The following is a 12628-nucleotide window of genomic DNA, read 5'->3' as shown; positions in this document are numbered from 1 at the left end:
GCAGACTTCCTGAGAATCGTCATGAATCCCGCCGTTTCACTATGTGATGCGGCGTCACACCTGTGACGCCGCTGTGAAAGTAACTTGATCCAAAAGGCGCCAACCAATGGCAAGGGACGGCAAAATGGGAGCGGGGCACCCTCGGCCGGAGTCAACCTTTGCCAATTCTTGAACAAGGCTGAGTGAGCCCCAACTCCATTTATCCCGTGGGGACTTAGAGAGACCGAGGAGTCGGTCGCAGGGGTCGCGACAGGGGGTTGGAGGGATGTGCGGGCGGCCGGGGGCTCGTCCAGGCGGACCTCTGTGCTGCGCAGCGCAAGCGTCGGCGTCGGCGTCGGCGTCGGCTGTGACGCTCGCGGCTCAGCGCGTCCTGTCCGCCGGCCCCGATCCCGATCCCGATGCCTCCTGTTCACCGGTCCGCGCAGCGGACGCATCTCCCCCGCCGTCCCGCTCGACACCACACGCCGGGAGGATGTGGTCACCGAGCTCGGCTACGAGCACCCGGGCCGCCACGACCTCCGGCACGCCGGACTGACCTGGTTCGCCGACGCGGGCGTGCGGGTCCACGTCCTGCGACATATCGCTGACCACGACCCAGCGATACCTGCACCCCGACGTGCACAAGATCACGGCCGCCGGGGCGACGCTCTTCGCGCGCCCTGAGCGCGCCGCGTGCACCGCGCTCGCCGCCGAGCCCGATCGTCGTCACCCGCCGGCCCCGGTCCAGGACGCCGGTCCCCCGACTGGTCCCCAAGAATAATCAAGGGCCGGTTTCGGATGACTCCGAAACCGGCCCTGACCTGCGACTGTCTCCAGTCGGGACGACAGGATTTGAACCTGCGACCCCTTGACCCCCAGTCAAGTGCGCTACCAAGCTGCGCCACGTCCCGGTGCGCTCACTCGCGGCGAACCACGTGATCACGCGGACAGCACTTTACCCCACGTCCCCGGGCGGACCGAAAGAGGACGGAAGGACGGGGGACAATCGGTCGTATGGGCCGTATGGGAAACGCCGGGGCAGGGGCACGGGACCGGGACGCCGAGGGGCGGGCACGCAGCGCTCGGCCGCGGGACGGGCTGGGGCGGCCGCTGCCGTACGGCGCGCCGGGCGTCGAGCGGCAGGCCGAGGGGGTCGTACGGACCCCGGCCGAGACCGTCGCCGAGGCACAGGCGCTGCTCGACGACGGGAAACCCTTCCACGCGCACGAGGTGTTCGAGGACGCCTGGAAGTCGGGGCCGGAGGAGGAGCGGACGCTGTGGCGGGGGCTGGCCCAGCTGGCCGTGGGGCTCACGCACGCGGCCCGGGGGAACGCCGCCGGCGGGGCGCGGCTGCTGCGGCGCGGCGCGGGCGCGGTCGAGGAGTGGGCGGCCGGCAGCGGGGTCCGGCGGCCGCACGGGATGGAGCTCGACGGGCTCGCCGCGTGGGCGCGGGAGCTGGCCGGGCGGGTGGAGAGCGGCGCCGGGAGCGTCGAGGCCGGGGTCGAGGCGCCGCGGTTGCGCGGCCCCCGGTAGTACCGGGGGTTCCGCTGTCGGTGGGATGCGGCAGACTCGGGGCGTGCGAAAGATTCATGTCATCGGTATCGGCGCGGGCGACCCCGACCAGCTCACCCTCCAGGCGGTCCGGGCGCTGCGGAGCACGGACGTGTTCTTCCTCCTCGACAAGGGCGAGGTCAAGAGCGACCTCACCCAGCTGCGCCGGGACATGCTCGACACGCACATACCGGACGGCGGCTACCGGCTGGTCGAGGCGCGGGACCCGGACCGGGACCGGGGTGCGAGCGGCGGGGCGTACTCGCCGGCCGTCGGGGACTGGCGCAGCGCCCGCGCGGACATCTACGAGCGGCTGATCCACGAGGAGCTCGGCGCCGAGCAGACCGGCGCCTTCCTGGTGTGGGGCGATCCCTCGTTGTACGACAGCACGCTGGCGATCCTCGAAGAGGTGCTGGCCCGCGGCGCGGTGGCGTTCGAGTACGACGTGGTGCCGGGGATCAGCAGTGTCTCGGCGCTGGTGGCCCGGCACCGCACCGCGCTGAACCGGGTGGCCCGGCCGGTGCAGATCACCACCGGGCGCCGGCTCGCCGAGGGGCTCCCGGACGGCGTGGACGACGTGGTCGTGATGCTGGACGCGCACCAGGCCTTCCGGCAGTACGCGGACCAGGACATCGACATCTACTGGGGCGCCTACATCGGCACCCCCGACGAGATCCTGGTCTCCGGTCCGATCGCCGAGGCCGGTCCGCGTATCGAACGGCTGCGGGCCGAGGCGCGGGAGCGCAAGGGATGGATCATGGACACGTATCTGCTGCGCCGCCACCCGGGGGCCGCGAAGGAGAGCTGAGCGGTGCCGGGGTTTGGGCTCAACACCCCTGACCGGTCAGCTGGGTTCGAGGTCCAGCCGCTTCAGTACGGCTGCCGTGTCGGGCACCGCCGTCACCCCCGCCGGCAGCGGTGGCCGCCGTACGACGACCACCGGCAGGGCCAGCTCGCGTGCCGCCGTGAGCTTGGCGGCCGTCGCCGCTCCCCCGCTGTCCTTCGTGACCAGGACGTCGATCAGGTTCTCGCGCAGCAGCGCGGTCTCGGCGGCCACCGTGAACGGCCCGCGGGCCAGCAGCACTTCGGTGTGCGGGGGCATCGGGGGCTCGGGGGGCTCCACCGAGCGCACGACGAAGTGCCGGTCGGTCAGGTGGACGAAGGCGGACAGGCCCAGGCGTCCGGTGGTCAGGAGGACCCGGGGACCGAAGCGCGGCAGCAGGTCCGCGGCGGCCGACAGGGACGCGACCGGGTGCCAGCGGTCCCCGGGGCCGGGGCGCCAGCCGGGGCGGCGCAGCACGAGGGCCGCGACGCCGGTCCGGGCCGCGGCCAGGGCCGCGTTCGCGGTGATCGTCTCGGCGAAGGGGTGGGTGGCGTCCACGAGGGCGTCCACGTGTTGTTCGCGCAGCCAGTCGGCGAGGCCTTCCGCCCCGCCGAAGCCTCCGACGCGCACCTCCCCGGCGAGCGCGCCCGGCCGGGTGACGCGCCCGGCCAAGGAGGTCGTGACGCGGACACCGGGGTACGCGGCGAGCGCGGCGGCCAGCTCGCGGGCCTCGGTGGTGCCGCCGAGGATGAGGACGTGCGCGGACATGGGGTGAGCGTACGGGGCCCGTCGGCGGGGCCGGGACGCGGGACGGCCGCCCGGCGCGGGGCCGGGCGGCCGTGGTGGGACGCGACTCCCGTCAGCCCTGGCGGGCCTTGAAGCGGGGGTCCTTCTTGTTGATCACGTAGACCACGCCGCGTCGGCGGACCACCTGGGCGCCGGGCTTGGCCTTCAGTGAGCGCAGGGACTTGCGGACCTTCATGGTTCTGTTCTCCTCGTGTCGGTCGCGGGCCGGGTCAGCCGCGGGCGGCGGCGCTACGGCCGTAGCGGCGCTCGAAGCGCTCCACCCGGCCGGCGCTGTCCAGGACCCGGGACCTGCCGGTGTAGAAGGGGTGCGACGCGGACGACACCTCGACGTCGATCACCGGGTACGTGTTGCCGTCCTCCCACTCGACCGTCCGGGACGAGTCGGCGGTGGAGCGGGTCAGGAACGCGACGTCCGCGGCACGGTCACGGAAGACGACCGGCCGGGAGTCGGGATGGATGCGGGGCTTCATGGGGTTTCCTTCCTGGGGCCTCGGTCCGGTGGTGGTTCCGGAGGGTTCGGGCCCGGTCGTTCTCGGCGGTCAGCGCTCTTCGCGGAAGTCCACGTGCGAGCCGGCCACCGGGTCGTACTTGCGCAGGACCAGCCGGTCGGGGTCGTTGCGGCGGTTCTTGCGGGTCACATAGGTGACTCCGGTCCCGGCCGTCGACTTCAGCCTGACGACGGGACGCGCGGTGCTGCGTGCCATGAGGTTCTCCCTTCGCCCACACCCGGGATCACTGATCCGAGCATGTCAATCACGATGGTTGTAACAACGACCCCCCCGGTCGCATTCCCGGGTGCCGGACCGGCTAGCGCAGGAGCAGCTGGAGCCCGCCGACGATCGTCGCCGCGATGACCAGCTGCTCGAACAGCCGCTGGTTGATCCGGTTCACCGCCCACTTGCCGAACAGCGCGCCGGGCACGACGAACACCACGAGCGCGGCGTCGAGCAGCAGCGAATGGCCGTCGATCAGCCCGAGGCCGGCACTGAAGGGGACCTTGGTGACATTCACGATCAGGAAGAAGAAGGCCGAGGTGCCCAGGAAGCCGAGCTTGCGGAAGCCCGCCGACAGCAGGTACATCGACATCACCGGGCCGCCCGCGTTGGCGACCATCGTAGTGAAGCCGCCCAGGACGCCGTACGAACGGGCCTTCACCCGGCCCGCCCGGGTGGTGACCGCGTCCGGGTCGTCGGGGCGGCCGGCCTTGCGGCGCCGCCACACGGTGACGCCGGCCATCAGCAGCAGGATCGCGCCGATCGAGGTCCGTACGACCCGGTCGTCGGCCCACACCAGGAACAGCGTGCCGATCACCACGCCGGCCGCGACCGCGGGGAACAGCCGCCACAGCGTGGGCCAGTGGGCGTGCCTGCGGTAGGTGGCGACGGCCAGTACGTCGCCCGCGATCAGGATCGGGAGCAGGACGCCGGTGGAGGCGCGGGCCGGGAGGATCGCGGCGAAGACGGCGAGGCTGACGGTGTTGGCCCCGCTGACGGCGGTCTTGGAGAAGCCGACGAGCAGCGCGGCGAGGGCCAGGGCGGCGAACTCCCAGCCGGATATGTGCCAGAGGGTCATGGTGTTCATGCGGGGACCGATGCTATGTCCGGACAAGCCGATCCGGTAGGTGCCGTCTCACCGATCGCCCCGCGGACCGGCGACGCTCTGAGCGGTGCCGACCGCCACGGCCCGTCTGCCCCTCCCGTTTGCGCCAGCCCGGCACGGGCACCCGGTCGGCGACCGCAGCACGACGAAGGGAATCGCACGCATGACCGTGGTGAAGAGCACGCTGGCCGAAGGAGCGCTCCGGGTCACCGGGACCGCCCTCCAGGAGACCCTGGTGGATCTGCTCGGGCTGTCGCTGATCGGGAAGCAGGCGCACTGGAACATCGTGGGGCCCCGGTTCCGTTCGATCCATCTGCAGCTCGACGAGGTGGTCGCCGGCGCGCGCGCCTACTCGGACACCGTCGCGGAGCGTGCCGCCGCGCTGGGCGTGGCGCCGGACGGCCGCCCGGAGACGATCGCCGCGGCCTTCTCGCTGCCCGGCACGAAGGACGGCTGGCTTCGGGACGACGAGGTCGTCGACCTGATGGTGCGGACGCTGGAGGCGGCGATCGGACGGCTGCGCGAGCGGATCACCGCGACCGACGAGGCCGACCCGGTCACCCAGGATCTGCTGATCTCCGTCACCGCCGACCTGGAGAAGCAGCGCTGGATGTTCGCGGCCGAGAACAACTGAGATCCGGAAGGGCTCACCTGGGCCCCTCCGGTACGTCCGTTTCGAGCGCCGCCGCCCGCAGGGCCGCCGCCACGCGGGTGACCGCCTCCGTCGGCGGATGGGGCAGCCGGGCCAGCAGCTGGCGCCGCTGTTCCTGAGGTCCGCCGCGTACCGGCAGGATCCGTACGCCCGGCGGCGCGGCGGCGGCGAGGGCGGCCGGTACGGTGGTCAACCCGCAGCCGGCCGCGACGAGATGGAGTTTGGCGAGCCAGTCACGGACGGTGTGGACGATCTCGGGCCGCTCGTCCAGCCCGGGCCACACCCCCATCAACCGGTCCTCGCCGGCCGCGGGGCCGGCGATCCAGCGCTGTCCGCGCAGGTCGGCCACATCGACGAAGTCGCCGCGGGCCAGCGGGTGGGCGGACGGCAGCGCGAGGCACAGGGCGCGCTCGGTGAGGGTCTGGACCGCCAGCGGCGGTGACTCCGCGTCCGGCGCCCGGAACGGCGGCGCCGACGCGATCAGCACGAGGTCCAGGCTCCCGGCGCGCAGGGCGCGGACCAGAGCCGGGGTGGTGCCCTCGCGGCCGGTGACCAGCAGTGCGGGGTCGGTCCGGCGGAGCGTGGTCAGGGCCCGGGGCACCAGTACGGCACCCGCGGTGGGATACCAGCCCAGCCGGACCGTCCCGGCCCCTTCGGGCAGGCCGGACAGCTCCCGCGCGGTCGCCTCGATCTCGTCTAGGACGACGGTCGCGCGCCGCATGACGACCCGCCCGGCCGGGGTGAGCCGCACTCCGTCGCGCCGGCGCTCCAGCAGTTCCGCGCCCGCCGCCCGCTCGATCGCGGCGATCTGCCGGGAGACCGCGGACTGGGTGTAGCCGAGCGTGGCGGCGGCCGCGGTGAAGGTGCCCTGTTCGGCGACCGCGCGGAAGACCCGCAGCGCGGTGAGCGACACATCGTTGAAGTCCATGACGTTTACGCATACCAGCGGTGCCGAACTTTCGTTGGACTCATGAAGTCGGCGTTCCTAGCGTGGTGGGCATGAAGACTTCCCGCATCGCCCTGGTGACCGGCGCCAACCAAGGCCTCGGCCGCGCCCTCGTCGAAGGCCTCGCCGCCGGGCTGGCCCCGGACGACCTGGTCCTGCTCACCGGCCGCGACCGGCGGCGCGTGACGGAGGCGGCCGTCGAGGTCGCCCGGCTGCCCGGTACCCGCGCCCGGGTCGAGGGCCGCGTCCTGGACGTCACCGACACCGACGCCATCGCCCGCCTCGCCGGCGAACTCCGCGCCCGCCACGGCGGGGTGGACATCGTGGTCTCCAACGCGGTCGCCCGCGTGCTGCCCGACGAGTCGCAGTCGGAGCGGGCCGACGAGTTCATCGACGTCTCCAACACCGCCACCCACGCGCTCCTGCGCTCCTTCGGTCCCGTCCTGCGTCCGGGCGGCCGGCTGCTGGTCGTCGCCAGCTCGCTCGGCACGCTCGGTCATCTCGACCCCCGGCTGCACCACCTCTTCGACGGCGCGAGCCTCGACCAGGTCGAGTACGCCGTGGAGTCCTGGCGCAGCGCCGTCCACCACCACACCGCCACCGAGGCGGGCTGGCCCGTGTGGCTGAACGTGCCCTCGAAGGTCGCCCAGGTCGCCGCCGTCCGCGCCGTCGCCGCCGGACGCCGGGAGCAGGACCTGGCCTCCGGCACCCTGATCGCCTCGGTCTGTCCCGGCATGGTCGACACCGCCACCTCCCGTCCCTGGTTCAGCGACTACAGCCAGGCCCAGTCCCCCGCCGACGCCGCCCGCGCCGTCCTCGACCTGGTCTTCGCCGACCACGTCGACCCGGCCCTCTACGGCGAGCTGGTCCGCTTCGGCAAGCCTCTGCCCTGGCACGACGGCACACCTCCCGTGGAGCAGGACCGCCTGGTCAAGCCATGAGCGTCGAACCGTGGACGTCGAGCACAGCGCCGTCCAGCGGCTCACGGCAAGGAGTTCCGCCCTGGCCGCCCGCGGCACCCCGGCGGCAGGAACTCCTCGTCGGCCGAACCCTCGCCCGGGGCGAGCTCACCGTCCGGCTCAGAGGCCCAGGATCCGGGCGACGGTGCGCAGCACGCCGTTGTCGTTGTTCGACGGGGCGAGGTGGCGGGCCCGGCTGATGACGTCCGGGTGGGCGTTGGCCATGGCGAAGGACCACTCGGCGGCGTCGAGCATCTCCAGGTCGTTGAGGTAGTCGCCGAAGACCATGGTCTGGGCCGGGGTGATGCCCAGCTCGCGCTGGAGGCCGCGCAGGGCGGTGCCCTTGTTGGCGGTGCGGTTCATCACGTCGACCCAGTGCTCCCCGGAGACCACCACCTGGTGGGTGCCGGCGAAGCCGGCCAGCGCCGGGGCGGTGGTGCGCTCGGCCGGGCCGAAGTCGAAGAGCGCGACCTTGATCACGTCGTCGTCGACGGCCGTGAGGTCGTCGACGACCCGGTGCTCGACGTAGTAGCGGCGGACCTCGGCGAGAAACGCCTCGTCCGTGCGCTCCACGTACGCGGACCGCTTGCCGCAGACCACGGCGCCCACGTCGACGCCGTCCGCGACCAGCCGCCGTACGGTCCGGGCGAGGTCGGCCGCGACGGCCGGGTCCAGGACGTCCGAGCTGAGCTCGACGCCGTCGCGCACCACATAGGTGCCGTTCTCCGCGATGAAGACCATGCCGTCGGCGACGTCGGCGAACTGGCGGGCCAGGGTGGCGTACTGGCGGCCGCTCGCCGGGCTGAACAGCACACCGCGGCGGCGCAGTTCGGCCAACGTCGGCCACAGTCCCTCGGGGATGCGCTTCTCGTCGTCGAGGAGAGTGCCGTCCATGTCGGTGACGACGAGGCGGATGTCGGCGGGGCCGGCCGGGAGGCCGGGCGGGTCAAGGAGGGACGCGGGCGAGACGGGCATGTCCTGCTTCCGGTGAGAGACGGCATTCGCACACCAGTGTCCCTCACGCGGCCGACGGGACCGGAAACGGCCGTGGAGACTCCTGTGACAGCGCGATCACCGAACGGCACCTCGCCGGCGGCCTCGATCCGCCGGCGCCGGGCCCGGTGCCGTGCCCGCGGTGGCGCGCCGGGCCGACTCCCCGGCGCCGGTACCGCAGTTCGGCGCGGTCGCCGTGAAACGCTGGCCCGGACGTGTGCATCCGAGCCCGTCGAGGAGGAGGACGTCGTATGCCACCCCTTGTCGACCCCGTGCCCGGCGGGCGCCCCGGCGATCTCGCCCGCGCGCATGCCCTCGCCCATGAGCTGTCCGCGCAGGGGGTGCGGGCGATCGTGCTGGCGTATGTGGACACCGCCGGGATCTGCCGGGCGAAGACGGTCCCCTGGCAGCGGCTCCAGCAGGCGGTGGCGTGGGGCGTCGGCATGTCCCCGGTGTTCGACACCTTCCTGGCGAACGACGCGATCGTGCGCACCGACGTCCTCGGCTCGCCCGACGGCGATCTGCGCCTCTACCCGGACCTGGACCGTCTGGTGGTGCTGGCGGCACAGCCCGGCTGGGCCTGGGCCCCCGTCGACCGGATCACCCAGGAGGGCCACCGGCACCCGGGGTGCAGCCGCACCTTCCTGCGCCGGACCGTCGCCGACGCCGAGGACCGGCTCGGCCTCACCTTCAAGGCGGGCGTCGAGATCGAGTGGGCGCTCGGCCGGGCCGCCGCCCCGGCCGACGAGTTCGCCCCGGCGGCCCAGGGCCCGGCGTACGGCGCCGCCCGGCAGATCGAGCTGAGCGACTACGCCGCCGACCTGCTCGCGGCCCTGGACGCGCAGCAGGTGCAGGTCGCCCAGTTCCACCCCGAGTACGCCCCCGGCCAGTTCGAGCTCTCCACCGACGCGCTGGATCCGGTGGCCGCGGCCGATCAGAGCGTGCTGGTACGGCAGACCATCCGCGCGGTCTCGCAGCGGCACGGCCTGCGGGCCTCCTTCTCCCCGGCCGTCACCGAGCGCGGCGTCGGCAACGGCGGCCACCTCCACCTCTCCGTCTGGCATCACGGGGTCAATCTGCACGCCGGGGGCGGCGGCCGGTACGGCATGACGGGCGAGGCCGAGTCCTTCGTGGCCGGGCTGCTGACCCATCTGCCCGCGCTGACGGCGGTGATCGCGCCGAGCCCGGCCAGCTACCTGCGGCTCAAGCCCTCGCAGTGGGCGGGGGCGTTCACGGCCTGGGGCCGGGAGACCCGGGAGACCGGCGTCCGGGTCATCACCGGCACGACCGGCCATCAGAGCCAGGACGCCAATCTGGAGGTCAAGCCGGCCGACCTGGCCGCCAACCCGTATCTCGCCCTCGGCTGCGTCATCGCCGCGGGACTCGACGGGTTCGTCTCGGGGGCGGCCCTCCCCGAGGAGGTCGTCGACGACCCGGCCCGGCTGATCCCGGACGAGGCGGTGGCCCGGAGCGTACGACGGCTGCCGACCTCGCTGACGGAGGCCGTGGACGCGTTCCGCGAGGACAAGGTGGTGCGCGCGGCCCTCGGCCCGGTCCTCGCGGACGCGGTGGTCGCGGTGCGCGAAGGCGAGACGGCGGCCGTCGCCGGGCTCGACGACGCCGGGGTGGCGGCGGCCTACCGCTGGAAGTACTGATGGCGGGACCGGTCCGGGAGGCTCTCGACGCGCTCCCCCTCGTCGACCACCACTGCCACGGCGCGGTCACCGCCGACCTCGGCCCGGCGGAGTTCGAGTCGCTGCTCACCGAGGGCGCGGTCCGGCCGGGCGTGTCACCGTTCGACAGTCCGGTCGGGGTGGCCGTACGACGGCACTGCGCGCCCCTGCTCGACCTGGAGCGGCACGCGCCCGCCGCCGACTACCTGGCGCGCCGGGCTGAACTGGGCTGGCAGGAGGTCAACCGCCGGTTCCTCACGGCCGCGCACGCGGAGACGTTCTGCGTGGACACCGGCTACGCCCCGCACCCGGTCACCTCGCCGGCCGACCTCGCGGACGCGTCCGGCGCCGCCGCCTACGAGGTGGTCCGGCTGGAGAGCATCGCCGAGGCGGTGGCCGGGCGGGGCATCGACGCCGGCGAGTACGCGGCCGCGTTCCGGGCGGCGGCCGAGGAGGCGGTAGGGCGGCCGGGGGTGGTCGCGGTCAAGTCGGTCGCCGCCTACCGCACCGGCTTCGACCTGGATCCGGCGCGGCCGACGTACGCCGAGGTGACCCGGGCGGCCGCGCTGTGGTTCGCGCGCGGCGGCAGGCTCACGGACCCGGTGCTGATGCGGCATCTGCTGTGGACCGCCGTCGCCCTCGAACTGCCGCTCCAACTCCACACCGGTTTCGGGGACTCGGACCTGCGGCTGCACCTGGCTGACCCGGCCCTGCTCACCGACTGGCTGCGGCTGACCGCCGGCACCGTCCCGGTCCTGCTGCTGCACTGCTGGCCGTACCAGCGCCAAGCCGCCTATCTGGCCACGGTGTTCGAGCATGTGCACCTCGACGTCGGGCTCGCGCTGCACTATGTGGGCCCGGCCCGGGCGGGCGCGGTGCTGGCGGAGGCGATGGAGATCACTCCGTTCCGCAAACTGCTGTACAGCTCGGACGCTTATGGTGTGGCGGAGTTCCACCATCTCGGTGCGCTGTCCTTCCGGCAGGGATTGGCCGGAGTGCTCCAGGAGCGGGTGGACGCCGACGAGCTGAGCACCGCCGACGCAGTGAGGATCGCCGCCTGGACAGGACGCGACAACGCCCGTCGCCTCTACGGACTTCCCGTATCGGACCCCGGCCGCGACTGAGCGCGCGCCCCACCCGGAAAGTATGATCAAGCAATGTCTGACATGACCGAAACCACGCCCGGTTGGCTGTCCTCCGACGAGCTGGAGATGGCTCGCGCCCGTATGCCGATCCTGTACGTGGAGGCCGTGCCCGTACGTGTGGACGACAGCGGCGAAGTCACCAGCATCGGACTGCTGCTCCGCATCGGCCCGGACGGAACGGTCAGCCGGACCCTCGTCTCCGGCCGTGTCCTGCACCACGAGCGGGTCCGTGACGCGCTGTTGCGCCACCTGGAGAAGGATCTCGGCCCGGTCGCGCTGCCCCGGGTGCCGGCCTCCCTGCAGCCGTTCACGGTGGCCGAGTACTTCCCGACGCTGGGTGTCACGCCGTACCACGACCCGCGTCAGCACGCGGTGTCGCTGGCCTACATCGTGCCGGTGACCGGGGACTGCCGACCCCGTCAGGACGCCCTGGACCTGGTGTGGTTCAGCCCGCGGGAGGCGATCTCGGAGACCGTCCAGGGCGAGATGCCCGGCGGTCACGGCGTGCTGCTGAAGCAGGCCCTGGCGCACGTGGGGTGCGTGGGCTGAGTCGGCGCGGTGCACGGTGCCGTCGGGATGAACGAAGACCGGCGGCGGACGACCGGCCACGGAGTGGCCGCACCGGCGCCCCGCCGGGTCGTGGACGGCGTACCGGCAGGTGGCGTAGAAGCCCTCGCCCCGGTCGCTGACCAGGTCGTCCAGATGGCTCAGCAGTTCGTCCGGGGCCATGTCGAGGTCGGCGAGGGTGCGTGCGGCGGCGGGCGGCCGCGGCAGCGCCTGGGGTACTCCGGCCGGTCGCCGGAAGAGCGCGAGTGGCCGGCCGGGCCGATCCTGGAAGGGCCGACCACCGAGGAGGGCCGAGATGGAGTACCTGGTCACGATGACCACCCGGGTGCCGGACGGTACGACGGAGCGGGAGGTGGCCGAGGTCCGAACGCGGGAGGCCGCGCACAGCCGCGAACTCGCCGCGCGGGGGCGGCTGCTGCGGCTGTGGCGGCCGCCGCTCGGACCGGGTGAATGGCGCTCGATCGGCCTGTTCGACGACGAGGGCCCGGACGCGCTGGAGCGCACGCTCGCCGCGATGCCGTTGCGCGTCTGGCGGACCGACGAGCCCACCGAGCTCGGCCCGCACCCCGCCGATCCGGGCCGCGGCGAGGTCCCGGTCGCGGCGGACAGCGAGGAGTACCTGGTCACGTTCGCCGTGGAGGGACCGTCCGGAACGGGGTCCGACAGCCCGGCGGGGTCGAAGCGGGCAGGTGACGTGGCCGCCGAGGGCCGTCTGATCCGCCTGTGGACGCTGCCGGACCGGGACCGCGCCATCGGCCTGTGGCAGGCGCCCGGGGCCGACCGGCTGCGGGAGATCCTGCACTCCGGCCCGGTGGCCGGCTGGCGCACCGTCGACACGGTGCCGCTGACCCGCCACCCCAGCGACCCGGCGCAGGTGACGTGAGGGGGCTCCCGCCTGCGACGCCGTCGCGGGGGCCGGGCCGCAAGCGGGGCG

The 12628-nt window shown here is 73.3% G+C and carries 15 protein-coding genes, 1 tRNA gene and 1 pseudogene; 8 read left to right on the top strand and 9 right to left on the bottom strand.

Going from position 1 to position 12628, the window contains the following annotated elements; translation table 11 throughout:
• Positions 1-816 precede the first annotated feature (816 nt).
• Positions 817-890, bottom strand: a tRNA-Pro gene (locus ABZ642_RS08050).
• A gap of 103 nt (positions 891-993) precedes the next feature.
• On the opposite strand from ABZ642_RS08050, the gene ABZ642_RS08045 reads away from it, so the two are divergent.
• Positions 994-1512 carry a DUF309 domain-containing protein gene (locus ABZ642_RS08045; RefSeq protein ID WP_360478973.1) on the top strand — a complete coding sequence of 173 codons (519 nt, stop codon included), beginning with the start codon at positions 994-996 and terminating at the stop codon, positions 1510-1512.
• Positions 1513-1555: 43 nt separating this feature from the next.
• Entirely contained in the window at positions 1556-2338 is a 783-nt protein-coding gene (gene cobF, locus ABZ642_RS08040; RefSeq protein WP_360478970.1) for a precorrin-6A synthase (deacetylating), read from the top strand.
• A gap of 36 nt (positions 2339-2374) precedes the next feature.
• Here cobF and ABZ642_RS08035 read toward each other — a convergent pair whose 3' ends face one another.
• The 5 genes from ABZ642_RS08035 to ABZ642_RS08015 form a co-directional block, all read right to left on the bottom strand.
• Positions 2375-3121 carry a cobalt-precorrin-6A reductase gene (locus ABZ642_RS08035; protein WP_360478967.1) on the bottom strand — a complete coding sequence of 249 codons (747 nt, stop codon included), beginning with the start codon at positions 3119-3121 and terminating at the stop codon, positions 2375-2377.
• A 91-nt stretch (positions 3122-3212) separates the two neighbouring features.
• Entirely contained in the window at positions 3213-3335 is a 123-nt protein-coding gene (ykgO, locus tag ABZ642_RS08030) for a type B 50S ribosomal protein L36 (RefSeq protein WP_046728129.1), read from the bottom strand.
• Between the two features lie 34 nt (positions 3336-3369).
• A complete protein-coding gene (locus ABZ642_RS08025; protein ID WP_360478964.1) occupies positions 3370-3630 on the bottom strand; it encodes a type B 50S ribosomal protein L31 in 261 nt (86 codons plus the stop codon).
• Positions 3631-3699: 69 nt separating this feature from the next.
• The gene (gene rpmG, locus ABZ642_RS08020; RefSeq protein WP_360478961.1) at positions 3700-3864 is read right to left on the bottom strand and encodes a 50S ribosomal protein L33; all 165 of its coding nucleotides are present in this window, start codon (positions 3862-3864) and stop codon (positions 3700-3702) included.
• Positions 3865-3967: 103 nt separating this feature from the next.
• Positions 3968-4741, bottom strand: coding sequence for a sulfite exporter TauE/SafE family protein (locus ABZ642_RS08015; protein ID WP_360478958.1), 774 nt, complete (start codon positions 4739-4741; stop codon positions 3968-3970).
• A gap of 181 nt (positions 4742-4922) precedes the next feature.
• Here ABZ642_RS08015 and ABZ642_RS08010 point away from each other — a divergent pair, with 181 nt between their 5' ends.
• Entirely contained in the window at positions 4923-5393 is a 471-nt protein-coding gene (locus tag ABZ642_RS08010; RefSeq protein WP_360478955.1) for a DNA starvation/stationary phase protection protein, read from the top strand.
• A gap of 13 nt (positions 5394-5406) precedes the next feature.
• Here ABZ642_RS08010 and ABZ642_RS08005 read toward each other — a convergent pair whose 3' ends face one another.
• A complete protein-coding gene (locus tag ABZ642_RS08005) occupies positions 5407-6339 on the bottom strand; it encodes a LysR family transcriptional regulator (protein WP_360478952.1) in 933 nt (310 codons plus the stop codon).
• Positions 6340-6410: 71 nt separating this feature from the next.
• Here ABZ642_RS08005 and ABZ642_RS08000 point away from each other — a divergent pair, with 71 nt between their 5' ends.
• A complete protein-coding gene (locus tag ABZ642_RS08000; protein WP_360478949.1) occupies positions 6411-7298 on the top strand; it encodes an SDR family NAD(P)-dependent oxidoreductase in 888 nt (295 codons plus the stop codon).
• A 138-nt stretch (positions 7299-7436) separates the two neighbouring features.
• Here the strand turns inward: ABZ642_RS08000 and ABZ642_RS07995 are convergent, their stop codons facing one another.
• A complete protein-coding gene (locus ABZ642_RS07995; protein WP_360478947.1) occupies positions 7437-8291 on the bottom strand; it encodes a Cof-type HAD-IIB family hydrolase in 855 nt (284 codons plus the stop codon).
• A 269-nt stretch (positions 8292-8560) separates the two neighbouring features.
• Here ABZ642_RS07995 and ABZ642_RS07990 point away from each other — a divergent pair, with 269 nt between their 5' ends.
• The 3 genes from ABZ642_RS07990 to ABZ642_RS07980 are packed head-to-tail and all read left to right on the top strand — an operon-like array spanning position 8561 to position 11676.
• Complete coding sequence (locus tag ABZ642_RS07990) at positions 8561-9964, top strand: glutamine synthetase family protein (protein WP_360478944.1); 1404 nt, start codon at positions 8561-8563, stop codon at positions 9962-9964.
• The gene (locus tag ABZ642_RS07985; protein ID WP_360480132.1) at positions 9961-11106 is read left to right on the top strand and encodes an amidohydrolase family protein; all 1146 of its coding nucleotides are present in this window, start codon (positions 9961-9963) and stop codon (positions 11104-11106) included. The genes ABZ642_RS07990 and ABZ642_RS07985 overlap by 4 nt, the downstream gene beginning before the upstream one ends.
• A 42-nt stretch (positions 11107-11148) precedes the next feature.
• The gene (locus ABZ642_RS07980) at positions 11149-11676 is read left to right on the top strand and encodes an NUDIX hydrolase family protein (protein ID WP_360480129.1); all 528 of its coding nucleotides are present in this window, start codon (positions 11149-11151) and stop codon (positions 11674-11676) included.
• Positions 11677-11688: 12 nt separating this feature from the next.
• Here ABZ642_RS07980 and ABZ642_RS07975 read toward each other — a convergent pair.
• Positions 11689-11883: pseudogene (locus tag ABZ642_RS07975) on the bottom strand (SpoIIE family protein phosphatase); the annotation flags it as partial.
• Between the two features lie 106 nt (positions 11884-11989).
• On the opposite strand from ABZ642_RS07975, the gene ABZ642_RS07970 reads away from it, so the two are divergent.
• Positions 11990-12577: a muconolactone Delta-isomerase family protein gene (locus ABZ642_RS07970; RefSeq protein WP_360478941.1), complete on the top strand. Its 588-nt coding sequence runs from the start codon at positions 11990-11992 to the stop codon at positions 12575-12577.
• Positions 12578-12628 lie beyond the last annotated feature (51 nt).

Origin of the sequence: Streptomyces sp. NPDC007157 (assembly GCF_040634235.1) — a bacterium.
Classification (GTDB): Bacteria; Actinomycetota; Actinomycetes; order Streptomycetales; family Streptomycetaceae; genus Streptomyces.
Note: the sequence above shows the minus strand (reverse complement) of the source record. Positions and strands in the feature narration are given on the sequence as shown.

What these genes read in the sequence shown, in the direction of transcription:
- ABZ642_RS08045 (WP_360478973.1), top strand. Translation starts at nt 994, where the DNA reads ATGGGCCGTATGGGAAACGCCGGGGCAGGGGCACGGGACCGGGACGCC.
- ABZ642_RS08035 (WP_360478967.1), bottom strand. Translation starts at nt 3,121, where the DNA reads ATGTCCGCGCACGTCCTCATCCTCGGCGGCACCACCGAGGCCCGCGAG.
- ykgO (WP_046728129.1), bottom strand. Translation starts at nt 3,335, where the DNA reads ATGAAGGTCCGCAAGTCCCTGCGCTCACTGAAGGCCAAGCCCGGCGCC.
- ABZ642_RS08025 (WP_360478964.1), bottom strand. Translation starts at nt 3,630, where the DNA reads ATGAAGCCCCGCATCCATCCCGACTCCCGGCCGGTCGTCTTCCGTGAC.
- rpmG (WP_360478961.1), bottom strand. Translation starts at nt 3,864, where the DNA reads ATGGCACGCAGCACCGCGCGTCCCGTCGTCAGGCTGAAGTCGACGGCC.
- ABZ642_RS08015 (WP_360478958.1), bottom strand. Translation starts at nt 4,741, where the DNA reads ATGAACACCATGACCCTCTGGCACATATCCGGCTGGGAGTTCGCCGCC.
- ABZ642_RS08010 (WP_360478955.1), top strand. Translation starts at nt 4,923, where the DNA reads ATGACCGTGGTGAAGAGCACGCTGGCCGAAGGAGCGCTCCGGGTCACC.
- ABZ642_RS08005 (WP_360478952.1), bottom strand. Translation starts at nt 6,339, where the DNA reads ATGGACTTCAACGATGTGTCGCTCACCGCGCTGCGGGTCTTCCGCGCG.
- ABZ642_RS08000 (WP_360478949.1), top strand. Translation starts at nt 6,411, where the DNA reads ATGAAGACTTCCCGCATCGCCCTGGTGACCGGCGCCAACCAAGGCCTC.
- ABZ642_RS07995 (WP_360478947.1), bottom strand. Translation starts at nt 8,291, where the DNA reads ATGCCCGTCTCGCCCGCGTCCCTCCTTGACCCGCCCGGCCTCCCGGCC.
- ABZ642_RS07990 (WP_360478944.1), top strand. Translation starts at nt 8,561, where the DNA reads ATGCCACCCCTTGTCGACCCCGTGCCCGGCGGGCGCCCCGGCGATCTC.
- ABZ642_RS07980 (WP_360480129.1), top strand. Translation starts at nt 11,149, where the DNA reads ATGACCGAAACCACGCCCGGTTGGCTGTCCTCCGACGAGCTGGAGATG.
- ABZ642_RS07970 (WP_360478941.1), top strand. Translation starts at nt 11,990, where the DNA reads ATGGAGTACCTGGTCACGATGACCACCCGGGTGCCGGACGGTACGACG.